Genomic DNA, 16,554 nt, shown 5'->3' on the forward strand with positions numbered 1-16,554 from the left:
CTTTCAGCGCCGCGGCGGATCAGGCAAGAGATCCGGCCGCGGCGAATACGGTTGGGGGAGAGCCGATGGCCCTCCCCGCCCTGTCGTCGTTACCACCAAATTTCCATCTGGGCGCCGAAGGTGACTTCGTCATCCTTGCCGCGGCTGAAGGTATGCATGCTGGTGTCGTTGTAAGCGGTGCCGGTGTTATACCCGGTGTCGTCGCCGGTGGCGTAACCCCACTTCTCATCCCACTTGGCGTAGGTGGCGAACAGGCGGATGGCCGGACGCGACCAGATGCTGTTGCCCGCCTGCCACTGCTGCGCCAGGGTCACTTTATACTGGCCGTTGCGATCGCCGGTGCGCTGGGATTTGACGTTGTCATAGCCGGCTTCCAGCAGGGTGCTCATGATCGGCGTCCATTTGTACATCGGGCGCACGCCCACGGTGTACCAGGTGGTGCCGTTGTTGTTATCGCGGTCGATGTCCTGGAACATGGCGACGTACATCAGCGCCCATTGATCGTTGAAGTCGATGGCGCCGTGATCCAGCACGCGGATCATCTTGCCGTTGTTATCGATGGTGGCGCCTTCGTTGCGGCCGTTGTTCTGCGAGGTCATCGAGTCGGTGGCGTACTGCAGCACGAACTTGTTGTAACCGTTCAGGATGCTCTGCGTGTGTTCCGCGGTGAACATCCAGCCGTCTTTGCTGGCGCCGTCGGCCAGGCGATAGTTATCCTGCGCATTGGCGCGGCCGTAGTCCACGCCCAGCTCCAGCGTGCCGCCCGGGTTCAGCTCCAGGCCGGCCAGACGCAGGTCGAAGGTGTCGTTGACGGTTGGGCGCTGTTTCCATTCGTTATCCAGGTAGCCGTAAGAGCCGCCGGATTCGGAGTTGCGGGTCACGGCGGCGGACAGCTTGCCGAAGCCCAGATCGATATTTTCCAGACCGGCGCCCGGGCCGGAGATATCCCAGTAGTAGAAGTCGATCATGTGAACGTCATGACGCTGATAGAAGCGCTTACCGGCCCACAGCGTGGAGCCCGGCAGCCAGTCGATCAGGTTTTTACCCTGCACGTTGACTTCGCGGAAGCCCGGGGTCACGTCTTCCCAGTCGGAACGTTGCGAGACCGAATAGGCCAGGTTGGTGTCGAAATAGAAGCTCTTGTCGCCTTCTTTCCACACTTCCTGCCCCAGCTTCAGCTCGGCATAGGTTTCGCATTCGTTGCCGAGACGGTATTTGCTCGCGGCGCCGGTGGCCTTGAAGCACTGTTGCTCACCGCCGCTGCCGGTCCAGCCGATGCCGGAACGGGCATAACCGTGAAAATCCACGGCCAGCGCCTGAGTAGAGAGAACACCGGCGGCGACAGCCAGTGCCAGAGGAAGTTTGCGCAGAGTAGTCATCATTATTCTCCTGTTATACCGACTTTGATGCTTTAAACGCCCGGCTCCTGGTGCAGCCGTTTACATGCCGTACCGTCTTCACGGAACAGGTGGCAACGATGAGGCGGCAGGCCGATGGCGAATGTGGCACCTTCTTCTACCAGCACCACGTCATTCTGGCGGTACACCAGGTTTTGACGGATGGCCGGGATTTGGATGTGGATTTGCGTCTCGTTGCCGAGCTGCTCCACCACCTGTACGTCGCCGGTAAGCCGCACTTCTGAGGCTTCGCCGGGCAGCAGATGTTCAGGGCGAATGCCCAGTGACAGGTTGGCGCCGGGCTGAACGCCCTCGCCTTCCACCGGCAGCCAGACCAGCTGGCGGTTGGGCAGTTCGACCTGCACCTGTTGCGGCTGCGCCGCGGTCACCTTGACCGGCAGGAAGTTCATCTTCGGCGAGCCGATAAACCCGGCGACGAAGCGGTTGGCCGGGTAGTGGTACAATTCCAGCGGCTTGCCGACCTGCGCCACGCGACCGGCGTCTAGCACCACGATCTTGTCGGCCAGCGTCATCGCTTCGACCTGATCGTGGGTGACGTAAATCATGGTGCGCTGCAGGCGCTTGTGCAGACGGGAAATCTCGATGCGCATCTGCACCCGCAGCGCGGCGTCGAGGTTGGACAGCGGTTCGTCGAGCAGGAACACGTCCGGCTCGGCCACCAGCGTGCGGCCGATCGCCACGCGCTGACGCTGCCCGCCGGACAGCGCCTTCGGCCGCCGATCGAGCAGGTGCGCCAGCTGCAGCACCTCGGAAACCTGATTCACCCGTTGATTGATTTCCGCTTTCCTGGCGCCGGCCAGCTTCAGGCCGAACGACATGTTGTCCGCCACCGACAGGTGCGGATACAGCGCGTAGGACTGGAACACCATGCCGATGCCGCGCTCGGAAGGCGGCACCTCATTCATGCGTTTCTCGCCGATCAGCAGGTCGCCGGAGGTGATGTCCTCCAGCCCGGCGATCATGCGCAGCAGCGTCGATTTACCGCAGCCCGACGGCCCGACAAACACCACAAACTCGCCGTCTTCGATGGTCAGATTGACGTCTTTGGAAATCACGGCCTCACCGAAGGCCTTATAAACGCTGCGCAGTGTCACGCTAGCCATGCGTTACTCCCCTGCTTTCGCAGTTAACATGTCGTGTGAAAATGGCGGAAGCAAAGCCCGCCAAAACCCATTGATGACCCTCTTGCTGCGCGCCGTGCTGCCATGCCAACGGCAAGGTCGCCTCAGACGGCGCGGCCGCCTGAGTATAAGGCTGCAGGTTTATCAGCGCTTCAAGGCATTGATCCTGATGGGTAATAAGTAAGCGCACCACGCCGTCCCGCTGGCTGATCGCGTTCAATTCGCCACGCTGGATGAGCGGCGAACGGCGCAGGGCCAACAGCGCCTGGCAGTAACGTAAGGTGGAGTGGCTGTCGTGCTGTTGGCGGCTGATGGCCAATGCGCGGTGTTCGATCGCCACCTGTTGATACCAGCTGATTTCGCCGGCGGTGACCTGTTCGGGGGCTTCATGCCACGGCATCGGCGTTTGCGCGCCGCGCGGATCCTGCAGCCCGGCGGCATGCGGCAGCCCCAGTTCCTCGCCCTGGTACAGGCAGATCGGCGCCGGCAACATCGCCAACAGCGTCAAAAAGGCGGCGGCGGAACGCAGGTCGCCCTGCCCCCAGCGGCTGACCACTCTTGGCTGATCGGCGTCGCCGGTGCTCCACAGGCTGTCCGCCAACGTGGCGCGGCGGGCGTGCAGCACCGCCACCAGCTTCTCCGCGCTGAACGGCATCACGTCCAGCGCCAGCGCGCCGTGGACGAACCGCTGCGGCGCGACGGCATTGCGAACGCGGTTGGCTTCATCGCCATACCACAGCGTCAGCCCTTCGGCCGTCACCGTCGCCTCGGCCTCCGGCGCCAGCGTCTGCGGCAGCAACAGGCCGTCGATCGACAGCGCTTTCAGGTACGGCAGCGCCGCCAGCATGCCGTGCGCGTCGCCTACGCCGTCCCCGTTTCCGTCACGGAAACTGGCCGGATGGATCCGGTACAGGGTGGGCTGAGTGGCGATAGGCATTGACGACATAAATCCGGTATCCCTGCTGCGCGTGGCGTTAAAAATCAATGGGCCGATAGTGCGGGAGTCGCCGGAAAGGGTAATCATCCGTAACAGGATTTTTCATGGGGGAGGAGGCGGGAGGATGAGAGAACGACCGCGGCGATGAGAAGTTCCGCGCTTAAGGCAAATCTGTGATCCGTCTGGCAAAAATCGCCCCCCTATTTTGTGCCTGACGCCACAGAATAGAGCGCAACGTTAACTGGATCACACTCCTCATCTCAGGGGCGTAGAGGGGGGGAGGATGAGAATATGTCGCGTTGTGACCCACTATTACCGCGAAACGTCACTCCTTGATTTATGTGCCCACAAAAAGAAGGACTGGATTATGACTCGCAGCATTACCCTCGCCCGCACGCTGGCGCTCTCGGCACTGGCCACCCTGGTGCTCTCTTCTTCCGCCTTCGCCAAGATCGAGGAAGGCAAACTGGTTATCTGGATCAACGGCGACAAGGGCTATAACGGCCTGGCCGAAGTCGGCAAGAAATTCGAAAAAGACACCGGCATCAAGGTCACCGTCGAACACCCGGACAAGCTGGAAGAAAAATACCCGCAGGTGGCCGCCACCGGCGATGGCCCTGACATCATTTTCTGGGCCCACGACCGCTTTGGCGGCTATGCGCAGTCCGGCCTGCTGGCCGAAATCCACCCGTCCAAAGCCTTACAGGACAAGCTGTTCCCGTTCACCTGGGACGCCGTGCGTTATGACGGCAAGCTGATTGGCTACCCGATCGCCGTCGAGGCGCTGTCGCTGATTTACAACAAAGACCTGGTCAAACAGCCGCCGAAGACCTGGGAAGAGATCCCGGCGCTGGACAAGCAGCTGCGCGCCAACGGCAAGAGCGCCATCATGTGGAACCTGCAGGAACCCTACTTCACCTGGCCTATCATCGCCGCCGACGGCGGTTATGCCTTCAAGTATGAAAACGGCAAATACAACATCAAGGATGTCGGCGTTGCCAACGCCGGTTCGCAGGCCGGCCTGCAGTTCATCGTCGATCTGGTGAAAAACAAGCACATCAACGCCGATACCGACTACTCAATCGCCGAAGCCGCGTTCAACAAAGGCCAGACCGCGATGACCATCAACGGGCCGTGGGCCTGGAACAACATCGAGCAGAGCAAAATCAACTACGGCGTGACGCTGCTGCCGACCTTCAAAGGCAAACCGTCCAAGCCGTTCGTCGGCGTGCTGACCGCCGGCATCAACGCCGCCAGCCCGAATAAAGAGCTGGCGACCGAGTTCCTCGAGAACTACCTGCTGACCAACGAAGGGCTGGCGGACGTCAACAAAGACAAGCCGCTGGGCGCGGTGGCGCTGAAGTCCTACCAGGAAACGCTGGCCAAAGATCCGAAGATCGCCGCCACCATGCAGAACTCGCAAAACGGGGAAATCATGCCGAACATCCCGCAGATGAGCGCCTTCTGGTACGCCGAACGCAGTGCGGTGATCAACGCCGTCAGCGGCCGTCAGACGGTGAAAGCCGCGCTGGACGACGTGCAGACCCGCATCACCAAGTAACGACGTCGTGCGGGGTGCCACGGTGCCCCGCCGTTGCTTCACAGAAAGGAACGCCCTATGCAATTCGCTCACGCCGGGACGCCTGCGCGTAAAAAATCGAAGTGGTGGCAAAGCGACGCGCTGAAATGGCTGGTAGTCAGCCTGTTCAGCCTGGTGACCTGCTACCTGATTGTGTTGATGTATGCACAGGGTGAATACCTGTTCGCCATCCTGACGCTGATCCTGGTCAGCGCCGGGCTTTACGTCTTCGCCAACCGCCGCGCCTACGCCTGGCGCTATGTGTATCCCGGCGTCGCCGGCATGGGGCTGTTCGTCCTGTTCCCGCTGATTTGCACCATCGCCATCGCCTTCACCAACTACAGCAGCACCAACCAGCTGACCTTCGAGCGCGCGCAATCGGTGCTGATGCAGCGCCAGTTCCAGAGCGGCAAAACCTTTACCTTCGGCCTCTACCCGGCGGAAAACCAGCAGTGGCGCCTGCAGCTGACGCCGCCGGACGGCGAAGCACCGCTGATCTCCGAGCCTTTCCGCCTCGACGCCGCCGCGCCGCAAACCCTGAAACTGACGGCGCAGAGCGCCGCGCCGCAGGGCGAGCGCGCCACGCTGCGGGTGATCACCCAAAACCGGCAGGCGCTGAGCCAGCTGGTGGCGCAGCTGCCCGACGGCGGTGAATTGCGCATGAGCTCCCTGCGCCAGTTCTCCGGCACCCGCCCGCTGTATGCGCTGGACCAAGACGGCAGCACGCTGACCAATAACCAGACCCAGGTGCGCTATCGGCCGAACGGCGACACCGGCTTCTATCAGGCGATCAACGCCGACGGCGGCTGGGCGCCGGAAACCCTGAGCCCAGGCTATACCGTCACCACCGGCTGGAAGAACTTCCTGCGGGTGCTGCAGGACGAGGGCATCAAGAAACCGTTCGTGTCGATCTTCATCTGGACCATCGTGTTCTCGGTGATGACGGTGATCCTCACCGTGGCGGTCGGCATGGTGTTGGCCTGCGTGGTGCAGTGGGAGGCGCTGAAAGGCAAGGCGATCTACCGCGTGCTGCTGATCCTGCCCTATGCGGTGCCGTCATTCATCTCGATCCTGATCTTCAAAGGTTTGTTCAACCAGAGCTTCGGCGAGATCAACATGATGCTCAGCCATCTGTTCGGCATCAAACCGGCCTGGTTCAGCGATCCGCTCACCGCCAAGAGCATGATCCTGATCGTCAACACCTGGCTCGGCTACCCGTACATGATGATCCTGTGCATGGGGCTGCTGAAGGCGATCCCGGACGATCTGTACGAGGCCTCGGCGATGGACGGCGCCAACCCGTGGCAAAACTTCTTCCGCATCACCTTACCGCTGCTGATCAAGCCGCTGACGCCGCTGATGATCGCCAGCTTCGCCTTCAACTTTAACAACTTCGTGCTGATCCAGCTGCTGACCAACGGCGGCCCGGACATGATCGGCACCACGACGCCGGCCGGCTATACCGATCTGTTGGTCAGCTACACCTACCGCATCGCCTTCGAAGGCGGCGGCGGGCAAGACTTCGGGCTGGCGGCCGCCATCGCCACGCTGATCTTCCTGTTGGTGGGCGCGCTGGCGATCCTGAATTTGAAAGCCAGCAAGATGAACTTCGATTAGGGAGAATGACGATGGCCATGGTTCAACCCAAATCCCAGCGCCTGCGCCTGTGGATCACCCATATTTTGATGCTGTGCTTTATCGCCCTGATCATGTTCCCGCTGCTGATGGTGGTCGCCATTTCGCTGCGCTCCGGCAACTTCGCCACCGGCAGCCTGATACCGGAAACCCTCTCCTGGGATCACTGGCGGCTGGCGCTCGGCTTTAGCGTCACCCACGCCGACGGCAGCGTGACGCCGCCGCCGTTCCCGGTGCTGCTGTGGCTATGGAACTCAGTCAAGATCGCGGCGATCACCGCCATCGGCATCGTGACGCTGTCTACCACCTGCGCCTACGCCTTCGCCCGCATGCGCTTTCGCGGCAAGAGCACGTTGCTGAAAAGCATGCTGATCTTCCAGATGTTCCCGGCGGTGCTGTCGCTGGTGGCGCTGTATGCCCTGTTCGATCGCCTGGGCCAGTACATTCCGTTTATCGGCCTGAACACCCACGGCGGCGTGATCTTCGCCTACATGGGCGGCATCGCGCTGCACGTCTGGACCATCAAGGGCTATTTCGAAACCATCGACAACTCGCTGGAAGAGGCGGCGGCGCTGGACGGCGCCACGCCGTGGCAGGCGTTCCGTCTGGTGTTGCTGCCGCTGTCGGTGCCGATTCTGGCGGTGGTGTTCATTCTGTCGTTTATCGCCGCCATCACCGAAGTGCCGGTGGCATCGCTGCTGCTGCGCGATGTGAACAGCTACACGCTGGCGGTGGGGATGCAGCAATATCTCAACCCGCAGAACTACCTGTGGGGCGACTTCGCCGCCGCCGCGGTGCTGTCGGCGATACCGATTACCGCCGTGTTCCTGCTGGCGCAGCGCTGGCTGGTTGGCGGCCTGACGGCCGGCGGCGTGAAGGGGTAATTTGTGCCACTGCAGTGCGTTTGATGTCTTTCCACGATAGCGGTAATCCTGTGTCTTTGGCGGCCTCTGGCCGCCATTTTTATCTCCGCTACTCCCGTTTCAGCCGATCGGTGTTGGCCAGATAAAGCGTCACCACCAGCACCAATATCGCCGCGGCGTAGATCAGGGTATCGATGGGGTTTTTGTGATCCACGATAATCAAACGAATAATCGCGGTAATGCCAATGTAAATAAAATAGCGCAGCGGGAAATGATAACCCGACTCAAAATACTTGACGATCAAGGCGATAAATTCAAAGTACAGGAAATAAATCACAATGCCTTCAATCAACAGGTAAGAGGACGACTCTTCGCTGTTGATAAATAACACCTTCGCCAGATGGAGGGTTTCCTTGACCAGAAACACCACCAGAATGGCCGCCAGCAGCAGCAAGCCCACGTTCAGCACCCGCTGCAGCCCCTTCGCTATCATTATCGAACGCGACGTTTTTGCCATAAAACCTCTCTCTGAATACCGCGTATATGATTCAACCGTGCCAATATAGGCATTGTCCTAAAAATTCCACCCCTCGCGAAAGCACTTTAAACCCCATTTAATTCATCACGTTATAATAAGATGTTTCTGACCTATAGATTTGTAGCAAATCGAAATGTCAACTATCATGGGACACAGAGATCTTTACATAAAACCAATAACCTCGAATTAACAAGGGAATTCTTTATGCGCGCTAAACTTAACGGACTGGTCGCTGCGGGCCTGTTTACCTGTGCATTGTCCGGCCACGCCGCCGGCCTGGTAGCCCCTGACAACGATCTGCGTAACGATCTCGCCTGGCTGTCTGACCGCGGCGTCATCAACGTCAGCCTGTCCACCTGGCCGCTGAGCCAGGAAGAGATCAGCTCCGTTATCGCGCAGGCCAAGCCGGTGACCAACACCGAGAAAAACGTTATCGACCGCGTACAACGCCGCGTCGATGCCCTGAAAGCCAACATTCGCGTCAGCGGTTACGCCTCGACCGATAAACCCGGCACCCCGCAGGGCTTCGGCCAAAACGAATACGCCGACGATCGCCTGACCATCGGCGCCGGCGCCAACGGCGAGTTCTGGGACGTGCGTCTGCAGGGCTCGGTGGAAGGCGATCAGCGCGTCAGCGACGGCTCCAAATTCAACATGAACGGCTCCTACGGCGCGGTGAAAATCTGGAACCAATGGCTCTCCTTCGGCGAGGTTTCCCAGTGGTGGGGCCCGGGCTACGACGGCAGCCTGATCCGCTCCGACGCCGCGCGCCCGGTGGCCGGCTTTATGCTGCAGCGCGCCGACCAATCGCCGTTTGAAACCCCGTGGCTGTCGTGGATCGGCCGCTGGCAATACCAGTTGTCCGCCGGCCAGCTGTCGCAGTACGCTGCCGTGCCGGACACCAAGCTGATCGGTGGCCGCCTGACCATGATGCCGACCGACTTCCTGGAGTTGGGCGCTTCGCGCGTCATGATGTGGGGTGGTGATGGCCGTCCGCACTCCTGGAGTTCCTTCTGGGATGGCGTCACCGGCAACGACAATACCGGCGATCCGAAAAACGATCCGGGCAACCAGTTGGGCGGTTTTGACTTCAAACTCAAGCTGCAGCCGCTCATCGGCATGCCGGTCAGCCTGTATGGCCAGATCACCGGTGAAGATGAAGCAGGCATGTTGCCTTCGCATAACGCCTACATGCTGGGGCTTGAAGGCCATCCGGAATGGGGCCCGACCACGATCAACTGGCATATCGAAGGTACTGATACCCGCTCTAACGGCAACGCCAACAACGTGATGTACAACCACTACATCTATCGGGGCGGTTACTACCAGCAAGGTTACCCGCTGGGCCATGCGATGGGCGGCGACGGTCAGATGCTGTCCGGCCGCGTGGAAATGGTGCTGGACGACGGCCAGCGTTGGAGCACCCGTCTGGTGTACGCCAAGGTGAATCCGAACAACCAAACCATCAACCGGGCGTTCCCGCGTTCCGATACGCTGAAAGGCATTCAGCTCGGCTGGGGTTACAGCTTCGATTCTCAGGTTAAATTCGATACCAGCCTGTGGTACACCAACAGCGATCACAGCACCGCCGACGACGTGGGCGCCGGCGTCAGCTTCGAAGTGCCGATCAACCTGTAATTTTTTGCAGACGTAAAAAAACCCGCCGCGGCGGGTTTTTTATTGGCTTCAGCTCAGGCGCTTAGCGCCATTCCTTGAAGCGGTTGATCAGCGCATTGGTCGAGCTGTCGTGGCTGCTGATTTTCTCGCTGCCCGCCAGCTCCGGCAGGATGCGGTTAGCCAGCTGTTTGCCCAGCTCCACGCCCCACTGATCGAAGGTGAAGATGTTCAGGATCGCGCCCTGGGTGAAGATCTTGTGCTCGTACAGCGCGATCAGGCTGCCCAGGCTGAACGGGGTGATTTCGCGCAGCAGGATCGAGTTGGTCGGGCGGTTGCCTTCAAACACTTTGAACGGCGCCACGTGCTTGACCTGCTCAGGGGTTTTACCCTGCGCCGCGAACTCGGCCTCCACCACGTCCAGCGACTTGCCGAACGCCAGCGCTTCGGTCTGAGCGAAGAAGTTGGACAGCAGTTTGGCGTGATGATCGCCCAGCGGATTATGGCTGATGGCCGGCGCGATGAAGTCGCAAGGCACCAGCTTGGTGCCCTGGTGGATCAGCTGGTAGAACGCATGCTGGCCGTTGGTGCCCGGCTCGCCCCAAATGATAGGGCCGGTCTGATAATCCACCGGATTGCCGTTGCGATCGACGTACTTGCCGTTGGATTCCATGTTGCCCTGCTGGAAGTAAGCGGCAAAACGGTGCATGTACTGATCGTACGGCAGAATGGCTTCGGTTTCGGCGCCGAAGAAGTTGTTGTACCAGATACCGATCAGCGCCAGCAGCACCGGCAGGTTCTTCTCCGCCGGCGTTTCGGCGAAGTGCTTGTCCATGGCGTGCGCGCCGCTCAGCAGCTGCTCGAAGTTGTCATAACCGATGGACAGCGCGATCGACAGACCGATCGCCGACCACAGGGAGTAACGGCCCCCTACCCAGTCCCAGAATTCGAACATGTTGTCGGTATCGATGCCGAACTCGGCCACCGCTTTGCCGTTGGTGGACAGCGCGGCGAAGTGCTTGGCCACGTGTTGTTGATCGGCGGCGCTGCTCAAGAACCAGTCGCGCGCGCTGTGGGCGTTGGTCATGGTTTCCTGAGTGGTGAAGGTTTTGGAGGCCACCAGGAACAGCGTGGTTTCCGGGTTCAGCGACTGCAGCGTTTCGGCGATATGGGTGCCGTCGACGTTGGAGACGAAGTGCATGTTCAGGTGGTTTTTATACGGGCGCAGCGCTTCGGTCACCATGTAAGGGCCGAGATCCGAACCGCCGATGCCGATGTTCACCACGTCGGTGATCGGTTTGCCGGTGTAGCCTTTCCACTCGCCGCCGATGACGCGCGCGCAGAACTGTTTGATCTTGGCCAGCACCGCGTTCACTTCCGGCATCACGTCTTTGCCGTCGACCAGGATCGGGCTGTTGCTGCGGTTGCGCAGGGCAATGTGCAGCACCGCGCGATCTTCGGTGCGGTTGATTTTCTCACCGGCGAACATCGATTTGATGGCGCCTTGCAGATCGGTTTCTTTCGCCAGCGCCTGCAGCTTCTCCAGGGTTTCCTGCGTGATACGGTTCTTGGAATAGTCCACCAACATTTGGTCGTTGAAGGTCGCGGAGAACCTGGAGAAACGATCGCTGTCCTGGGCGAACAGGTCGGCGATCCGTACGTCTTTCATCTGTGCATAATGTTGCTGCAGGGCTTGCCAAGCAGCGGTTTGACTAGGATTGATATTTTTCATAGCAACACTCTTAGGCTTGAGAATAAAAATGACGCGTTGTCCGATTGTAGCCTGTTCGACTGTGATTATGATCTCTTTTCTTGCGATAGGCGCTAACTGTCAACGCAGTGCCGCCTCGTTTCAGCTTTCACTCTATACTTTTGGCTAACGGCCTGTTATCGGGGTTGCCGAATTGTCATCAGGCTGTGTCATTGTTGCTTATTTCGTCATTTGAAAGGGATCTCGCTTATGGAATTATCTGCCCCGCTCATGTTGGTGCTTATCGGCCTGGCGTCGCTGCTGGCGCAGTGGCTGGCCTGGCTGCTGCGCCTGCCGGCCATTTTGCCGTTGTTGCTGTTCGGCATCGTGCTCGGCCCGACGGTGCATCTGGTGCAGCCGGATCTGCTGTTCGGCGATCTGCTGTTTCCGCTGGTGTCGCTGTCGGTGGCGATCATCCTGTTCGAAGGGGCGCTGACGCTGCGTTTCGAGGAGATACGCGGCCTCGGCGGCGTGGTGCGCAATCTGGTCACCGTCGGCATGCTGGTCACCTTTCTGGTCATCAGCCTCGCCAGCTGGTGGCTGCTGGATTTCCCGCCGGAGCTGGCGGCTCTGATCGGCGCGGTGACGGTGGTGACCGGGCCGACGGTGATCGCCCCGCTGATGCGCGTGGTGCGGCCAAACGCCAACATTAACCAGGTGCTGCGCTGGGAAGGGATCGTCATCGATCCGGTCGGCGCCATCTTCACCCTGCTGGTGTTCGAATTCATCGTGCTGAAACAGAATGCGGAGTCCTATACCCATCTGTTTTGGACGCTGGGCATGACCGCCGCCGTCGGCCTGATCGCCGGCGCGCTGTTCGGCTACCTGCTCGGCCTGGCGCTGCGCCGCGTCTGGCTGCCGCGCTACCTGCAGAACCTGGCGGTGCTGGCGATCATGCTGACCGCCTTCGGCGTTTCCAACGCCATCGCCGACGAATCCGGCCTGCTGACCGTCACGGTGATGGGCATCTGGCTGGCCAACATGCGCGACGTGGACACCAGCGATATTCTGGCGTTCAAAGAGGAGCTGTCGGCGATCCTGATCTCGGCGCTGTTCATCATTCTGGCGGCGCGGCTCGATATCCAGGCGCTGTGGAACATGGGTTGGCCGCTGCTCCTGCTGCTGCTGGTGGTGCAGTTCATCGCCCGGCCGCTGTGCATCGCGGTGTCGACCTGGCGCTCTTCCCTGCACTGGCGCGATCGGCTGTTGCTGTGCTGGATCGCCCCGCGCGGCATCGTCGCCGCGGCGGTCAGCTCGCTGTTCGCGCTGACGCTGCAGCGCAGCGGCTACCAGGGCGCCGACCGGCTGGTGACCGTGGTGTTCGCCATCATCATCGGCACCGTGGTGCTGCAAAGCCTGACCAGCGGGATGATGGCGCGCTGGCTGCGGGTGCAGCAGCAAAAGCCGCGCGGCGTGCTGATCGTCGGCGCCAACAGCGTGGCGCGCATGCTGGCGCAGGCGCTGATCAAGCTAAACGTGCCGGTAATCGTCACCGACAGCAGCTGGGAATACTACCGCCAGGCGCGCATGGAAGGCATCCCGGCCTACTATGGCCACGCCTACTCCGAACACGCCGAGAACTATCTCGATCTGAGCAATATCGCCCAGGTGCTGGCGCTGTCGCCCAATCGCCACCAGAACGCGCTGGCGGTCTACCACTTCGGTCATCTCTTCGGCGAGGATCACGTGTTTGCCATCCGTTCGGGTGCGCCGCTGAAAGGGCGCGGCGCCAGCGCGGAAAGCTCGCGTTTCCGCCGGCATGAAATTTTATTTAATCAGGAAGCCACCTACGGCCGCCTGAGCAGCCTGCTCGCCAGGGGAGCCACCATCAAAGCGACCAAATTGAACGAAAATTTCGGTTGGCTGGAGTATTTGGAGAAACATCAGGGCGTTATTCCGTTATTCAGCCAAAAGGAAGACGGTTCTCTGCAACCGATTGGCGCCGGTTCCACGCCCGCGATGCCCTGTACGCTTATCGCGCTGGTGCAAGATGAAAATCCCTCACCGTCTGTACGTTGACAGAATGGCGATAACCGGCTATTCCTAACAGCCTACTTGCGCACCCGGTGCGCAAGCCAGAAGAGGCGCGTCGCCCAGGTAGAGTGTCAGAGGAGCCGTTTCTCCGTTGACGGCACCCGAGGGGGAGCGACGCCGAGGTAGGATAATGGCCGGCCATTATCCTATCGACTACAGGGGCTGAATCCCCTGGGTTGTCACCAGGGGATCGCCCGCAGGGCGATCGACAAGGTGGGGCGCTTCTGGGTGTATCGTAGCCTGACCTCTACGCCTGCCCCCTGTTTACCGCTCTCCCCTTGTGCCAAGGCTATGGAGTTACAGTGCCCCCAAACGGGCATCCCTGACACGAGGTTTCTAGATGAACCAAGCAGCACCCCAGAATTCCACCGTGGTAGCCAAATTCGGCGGCACCAGCGTCGCCGACTTTGAAGCCATGAACCGCAGCGCCGACGTCGTGCTGGCCAACCCGCAGGTCCGCCTGGTGGTGTTGTCCGCCTCGGCGGGCGTCACCAACCTGTTGGTCGCCCTGGCCGAGGGTTGCGAGGCCGACAAGCGCAACTACCGGCTTGATGAGATCCGCCGCATCCAGTACGCCATCCTCGATCGCCTCACGGCGCCGGCGGTGATCCGCGAAGAGATCGACCGCCTGCTGGAAAACATCGCCATGCTGTCGGAAGCCGCGTCGCTGGCCACCTCGACGGCGTTGACCGACGAACTGGTCAGCCATGGGGAGCTGATGTCCACCCTGCTGTTCGTTGAAATCCTGCGCGCCCGCAACGTGCAGGCCGAATGGTTCGATGTGCGCAAAGTGATGCGCACCGACGATCACTTCGGCCGCGCCGTGCCGGACAGCGCCGCGCTCAGCGAACTGGCCCGGGCGCAGTTGCAGCCGCGCCTGCAGGAAGCGCTGGTGGTCACCCAGGGCTTTATCGGCAGCGAGCCGAAAGGCCGCACCACCACGCTCGGCCGCGGCGGCAGCGACTATACCGCCGCGCTGCTCGGCGAGGCGCTCGGCGTTGGCCGGGTAGATATCTGGACCGACGTGCCGGGCATCTACACCACCGATCCGCGCGTGGTGCCGGCGGCCAAGCGCATCGACAAAATCGGTTTCGAAGAGGCGGCGGAAATGGCCACCTTCGGCGCCAAGGTGCTGCATCCGGCCACCCTGTTGCCGGCGGTGCGCAGCGACATTCCGGTGTTCGTCGGCTCCAGCAAGGATCCGGCGGCCGGCGGCACGCTGGTGTGCAACACCACCGAGAATCCGCCGCTGTTCCGTGCGCTGGCGCTGCGTCGCAAGCAAACGCTGCTGACGCTGCACAGCCTGAACATGCTGCACGCGCGCGGCTTCCTGGCGGAGGTGTTCAACATTCTGGCGCGCCACAACGTCTCCGTCGATCTGATCACCACCTCGGAGGTCAGCATTGCGCTGACCATGGACACCACCGGCGCCACCTCCGTTGGCGGCAGCCTGCTGACCACCTCGCTGCTGACCGAGCTGTCGTCGCTGTGCCGGGTGGAAGTGGAAGAAAACCTGGCGCTGGTGGCGATCATCGGCAACCAGCTGTCGCGCGCCTGCGGCGTGGGCAAAGAGGTGTTCGGCGTGCTCGATCCGTTCAATATCCGCCTGATCTGCTACGGCGCCAGCAGCTATAACCTGTGCTTCCTGGTGCCGGGCGAAGAAGCCGAACAGGTGGTGCGTACCCTGCATCACAACCTGTTCGAATAAGTCATTATCCCCGATTGCGGGCGCAGCACGCTGCGCCCCTGCGTCTAAAAAATCCGTTCAAAACCGGCAGGGGTTCAGCATGTTGAACCCGCAAAAAACACAACCACACCCACCGTTCTCAATCTGGCTAAGGAAAACCTGCATGTTGGCATTACTCACGCGTTTATTCCCCCTGTGGGCGATACTGCTGTCCGTCGCCGCCTATTACACGCCGACCACCTTTACCGGCATCGGCCCCTACGTCAGCCCGCTGCTGATGCTGATCATGTTCGCCATGGGCGTTACGCTGCGGCTGGACGACTTCAAACGCGTGCTGGCGCGCCCCGGCCCGGTGGCGGCCGGCATCTTCCTGCACTATCTGATCATGCCGCTGGCGGCCTGGATCCTGGCGATGCTGTTCCGCATGCCGCCGGATCTGTCCGCCGGCATGGTGCTGGTGGGCAGCGTGGCCAGCGGCACCGCCTCCAACGTGATGATCTATCTGGCCAAGGGTGACGTGGCGCTGTCGGTGACCATCTCGGCGGTCTCGACGCTGGTGGGCGTGTTCGCCACGCCGCTGCTGACCCGTTTGTACGTCGACGCCGAAATCAGCGTCGATATCATGGGCATGCTGCTGAGCATTCTGCAGATCGTGGTGATCCCGATCGGCCTGGGCCTGATCGTCCACCATACCCTGACCAAGGCGGTGAAACGCATCGAGCCGCTGCTGCCGGCGCTGTCGATGGTGTGCATCCTGGCGATCATCAGCGCGGTGGTGGCGGGCAGCCAAAACCATATCGCCTCGGTCGGTCTGGTGGTGATCGTCGCGGTGATCCTGCACAACGGCATCGGTCTGCTGAGCGGCTATTGGGGCGGCAAGCTGTTCGGCTTCGACGAATCCACCTGCCGCACGCTGGCGATCGAAGTCGGCATGCAGAACTCCGGGCTGGCGGCCACGCTGGGCAAAATCTACTTCTCACCGCTGGCCGCGCTGCCGGGTGCGCTGTTCTCGGTCTGGCACAACCTTTCCGGTTCGCTGCTGGCGGGCTATTGGTCCGGCCGCCCCATCAAGAAAAAATAAACCGCCTGTAGGGACGCAAACAATTGCGTCCCTTTTCTTTCCTGAGAAATTTCGTATTTCCCACTGGTCGGATTGTCATAATTCCCCTCATACCCTATCATCCGTGAAAAATAAAAATTCAGATTCTTCCTATCCATGCCGATAATGTTGGCAAGAGGAAGAGACGTTCTACTTTTTTTAATTAATTAAGTCACCAGGGTTGCCCGCCATAAAAGAAGCAGCCTAATTATTATTTAGATATATACCCACCGTCTTATTTGCCGCGGCAAATCAAGATACCTCGCAATGTGCATGTCG

At 60.7% G+C, this 16,554-nt stretch carries 12 protein-coding genes and 1 riboswitch; of the genes, 7 read left to right on the forward strand and 5 right to left on the reverse strand.

Annotated features, from left to right (window positions below; genetic code table 11):
- Positions 1-89 precede the first annotated feature (89 nt).
- From ACJ8HH_RS23465 to ACJ8HH_RS23475, 3 genes are read right to left on the reverse strand one after another with little or no spacing between them, the layout of a single operon-like run.
- Positions 90-1,379: a maltoporin gene (locus tag ACJ8HH_RS23465; RefSeq protein WP_033649704.1), complete on the reverse strand. Its 1,290-nt coding sequence runs from the start codon at positions 1,377-1,379 to the stop codon at positions 90-92.
- Between the two features lie 32 nt (positions 1,380-1,411).
- A complete protein-coding gene (gene malK, locus ACJ8HH_RS23470) occupies positions 1,412-2,521 on the reverse strand; it encodes a maltose/maltodextrin ABC transporter ATP-binding protein MalK (protein ID WP_033636214.1) in 1,110 nt (369 codons plus the stop codon).
- The gene (locus ACJ8HH_RS23475; RefSeq protein ID WP_033638605.1) at positions 2,514-3,485 is read right to left on the reverse strand and encodes an alpha-amylase family glycosyl hydrolase; all 972 of its coding nucleotides are present in this window, start codon (positions 3,483-3,485) and stop codon (positions 2,514-2,516) included. The genes malK and ACJ8HH_RS23475 overlap by 8 nt, the downstream gene beginning before the upstream one ends.
- 358 nt (positions 3,486-3,843) lie before the next feature.
- Here ACJ8HH_RS23475 and malE point away from each other — a divergent pair, with 358 nt between their 5' ends.
- Genes malE through malG form a run of 3 tightly spaced genes read left to right on the forward strand, consistent with a single transcriptional unit; the run spans position 3,844 to position 7,574 of the window.
- A complete protein-coding gene (malE, locus tag ACJ8HH_RS23480; protein ID WP_060452116.1) occupies positions 3,844-5,037 on the forward strand; it encodes a maltose/maltodextrin ABC transporter substrate-binding protein MalE in 1,194 nt (397 codons plus the stop codon).
- A 57-nt stretch (positions 5,038-5,094) separates the two neighbouring features.
- On the forward strand, positions 5,095-6,672 hold the full coding sequence (malF, locus tag ACJ8HH_RS23485; protein ID WP_060437093.1) for a maltose ABC transporter permease MalF: 1,578 nt from the start codon (positions 5,095-5,097) through the stop codon (positions 6,670-6,672).
- Between the two features lie 11 nt (positions 6,673-6,683).
- A complete protein-coding gene (gene malG, locus ACJ8HH_RS23490; protein ID WP_021505147.1) occupies positions 6,684-7,574 on the forward strand; it encodes a maltose ABC transporter permease MalG in 891 nt (296 codons plus the stop codon).
- Between the two features lie 88 nt (positions 7,575-7,662).
- Here the strand turns inward: malG and psiE are convergent, their stop codons facing one another.
- Entirely contained in the window at positions 7,663-8,070 is a 408-nt protein-coding gene (psiE, locus tag ACJ8HH_RS23495) for a phosphate-starvation-inducible protein PsiE (protein WP_033636217.1), read from the reverse strand.
- A gap of 225 nt (positions 8,071-8,295) precedes the next feature.
- Here psiE and ACJ8HH_RS23500 point away from each other — a divergent pair, with 225 nt between their 5' ends.
- Positions 8,296-9,729, forward strand: coding sequence for a capsule assembly Wzi family protein (locus ACJ8HH_RS23500; RefSeq protein WP_033636218.1), 1,434 nt, complete (start codon positions 8,296-8,298; stop codon positions 9,727-9,729).
- Positions 9,730-9,790: 61 nt separating this feature from the next.
- Here ACJ8HH_RS23500 and pgi read toward each other — a convergent pair whose 3' ends face one another.
- Positions 9,791-11,437, reverse strand: a complete 1,647-nt coding sequence (pgi, locus tag ACJ8HH_RS23505; protein ID WP_060427040.1) for a glucose-6-phosphate isomerase — start codon at positions 11,435-11,437, stop codon at positions 9,791-9,793.
- A gap of 228 nt (positions 11,438-11,665) precedes the next feature.
- Here pgi and ACJ8HH_RS23510 point away from each other — a divergent pair, with 228 nt between their 5' ends.
- From ACJ8HH_RS23510 to panS, 3 genes are all read left to right on the forward strand, one after another.
- On the forward strand, positions 11,666-13,474 hold the full coding sequence (locus ACJ8HH_RS23510) for a cation:proton antiporter (protein ID WP_033636220.1): 1,809 nt from the start codon (positions 11,666-11,668) through the stop codon (positions 13,472-13,474).
- Positions 13,475-13,526: 52 nt separating this feature from the next.
- A riboswitch (Lysine riboswitch) is annotated at positions 13,527-13,721 on the forward strand.
- 108 nt (positions 13,722-13,829) lie between these two features.
- Positions 13,830-15,197, forward strand: coding sequence for a lysine-sensitive aspartokinase 3 (lysC, locus tag ACJ8HH_RS23515; RefSeq protein WP_033649702.1), 1,368 nt, complete (start codon positions 13,830-13,832; stop codon positions 15,195-15,197).
- A 142-nt stretch (positions 15,198-15,339) separates the two neighbouring features.
- Entirely contained in the window at positions 15,340-16,257 is a 918-nt protein-coding gene (gene panS / locus ACJ8HH_RS23520; protein WP_060452115.1) for a ketopantoate/pantoate/pantothenate transporter PanS, read from the forward strand.
- Positions 16,258-16,554: the final 297 nt, after the last annotated feature.

The organism is Serratia sp. CY32780 (genome assembly GCF_052169135.1).
In the GTDB taxonomy this organism is placed as follows: domain Bacteria; phylum Pseudomonadota; class Gammaproteobacteria; order Enterobacterales; family Enterobacteriaceae; genus Serratia; species Serratia sarumanii.

Bases quoted from the DNA above. Each gene is read 5' to 3' on its own strand.
- ACJ8HH_RS23500 (WP_033636218.1), top strand. From the start codon at position 8,296: ATGCGCGCTAAACTTAACGGACTGGTCGCTGCGGGCCTGTTTACCTGT.
- ACJ8HH_RS23475 (WP_033638605.1), bottom strand. From the start codon at position 3,485: ATGTCGTCAATGCCTATCGCCACTCAGCCCACCCTGTACCGGATCCAT.
- lysC (WP_033649702.1), top strand. From the start codon at position 13,830: ATGAACCAAGCAGCACCCCAGAATTCCACCGTGGTAGCCAAATTCGGC.
- malE (WP_060452116.1), top strand. From the start codon at position 3,844: ATGACTCGCAGCATTACCCTCGCCCGCACGCTGGCGCTCTCGGCACTG.
- pgi (WP_060427040.1), bottom strand. From the start codon at position 11,437: ATGAAAAATATCAATCCTAGTCAAACCGCTGCTTGGCAAGCCCTGCAG.
- malF (WP_060437093.1), top strand. From the start codon at position 5,095: ATGCAATTCGCTCACGCCGGGACGCCTGCGCGTAAAAAATCGAAGTGG.
- ACJ8HH_RS23465 (WP_033649704.1), bottom strand. From the start codon at position 1,379: ATGACTACTCTGCGCAAACTTCCTCTGGCACTGGCTGTCGCCGCCGGT.
- panS (WP_060452115.1), top strand. From the start codon at position 15,340: ATGTTGGCATTACTCACGCGTTTATTCCCCCTGTGGGCGATACTGCTG.
- ACJ8HH_RS23510 (WP_033636220.1), top strand. From the start codon at position 11,666: ATGGAATTATCTGCCCCGCTCATGTTGGTGCTTATCGGCCTGGCGTCG.
- malG (WP_021505147.1), top strand. From the start codon at position 6,684: ATGGCCATGGTTCAACCCAAATCCCAGCGCCTGCGCCTGTGGATCACC.
- psiE (WP_033636217.1), bottom strand. From the start codon at position 8,070: ATGGCAAAAACGTCGCGTTCGATAATGATAGCGAAGGGGCTGCAGCGG.
- malK (WP_033636214.1), bottom strand. From the start codon at position 2,521: ATGGCTAGCGTGACACTGCGCAGCGTTTATAAGGCCTTCGGTGAGGCC.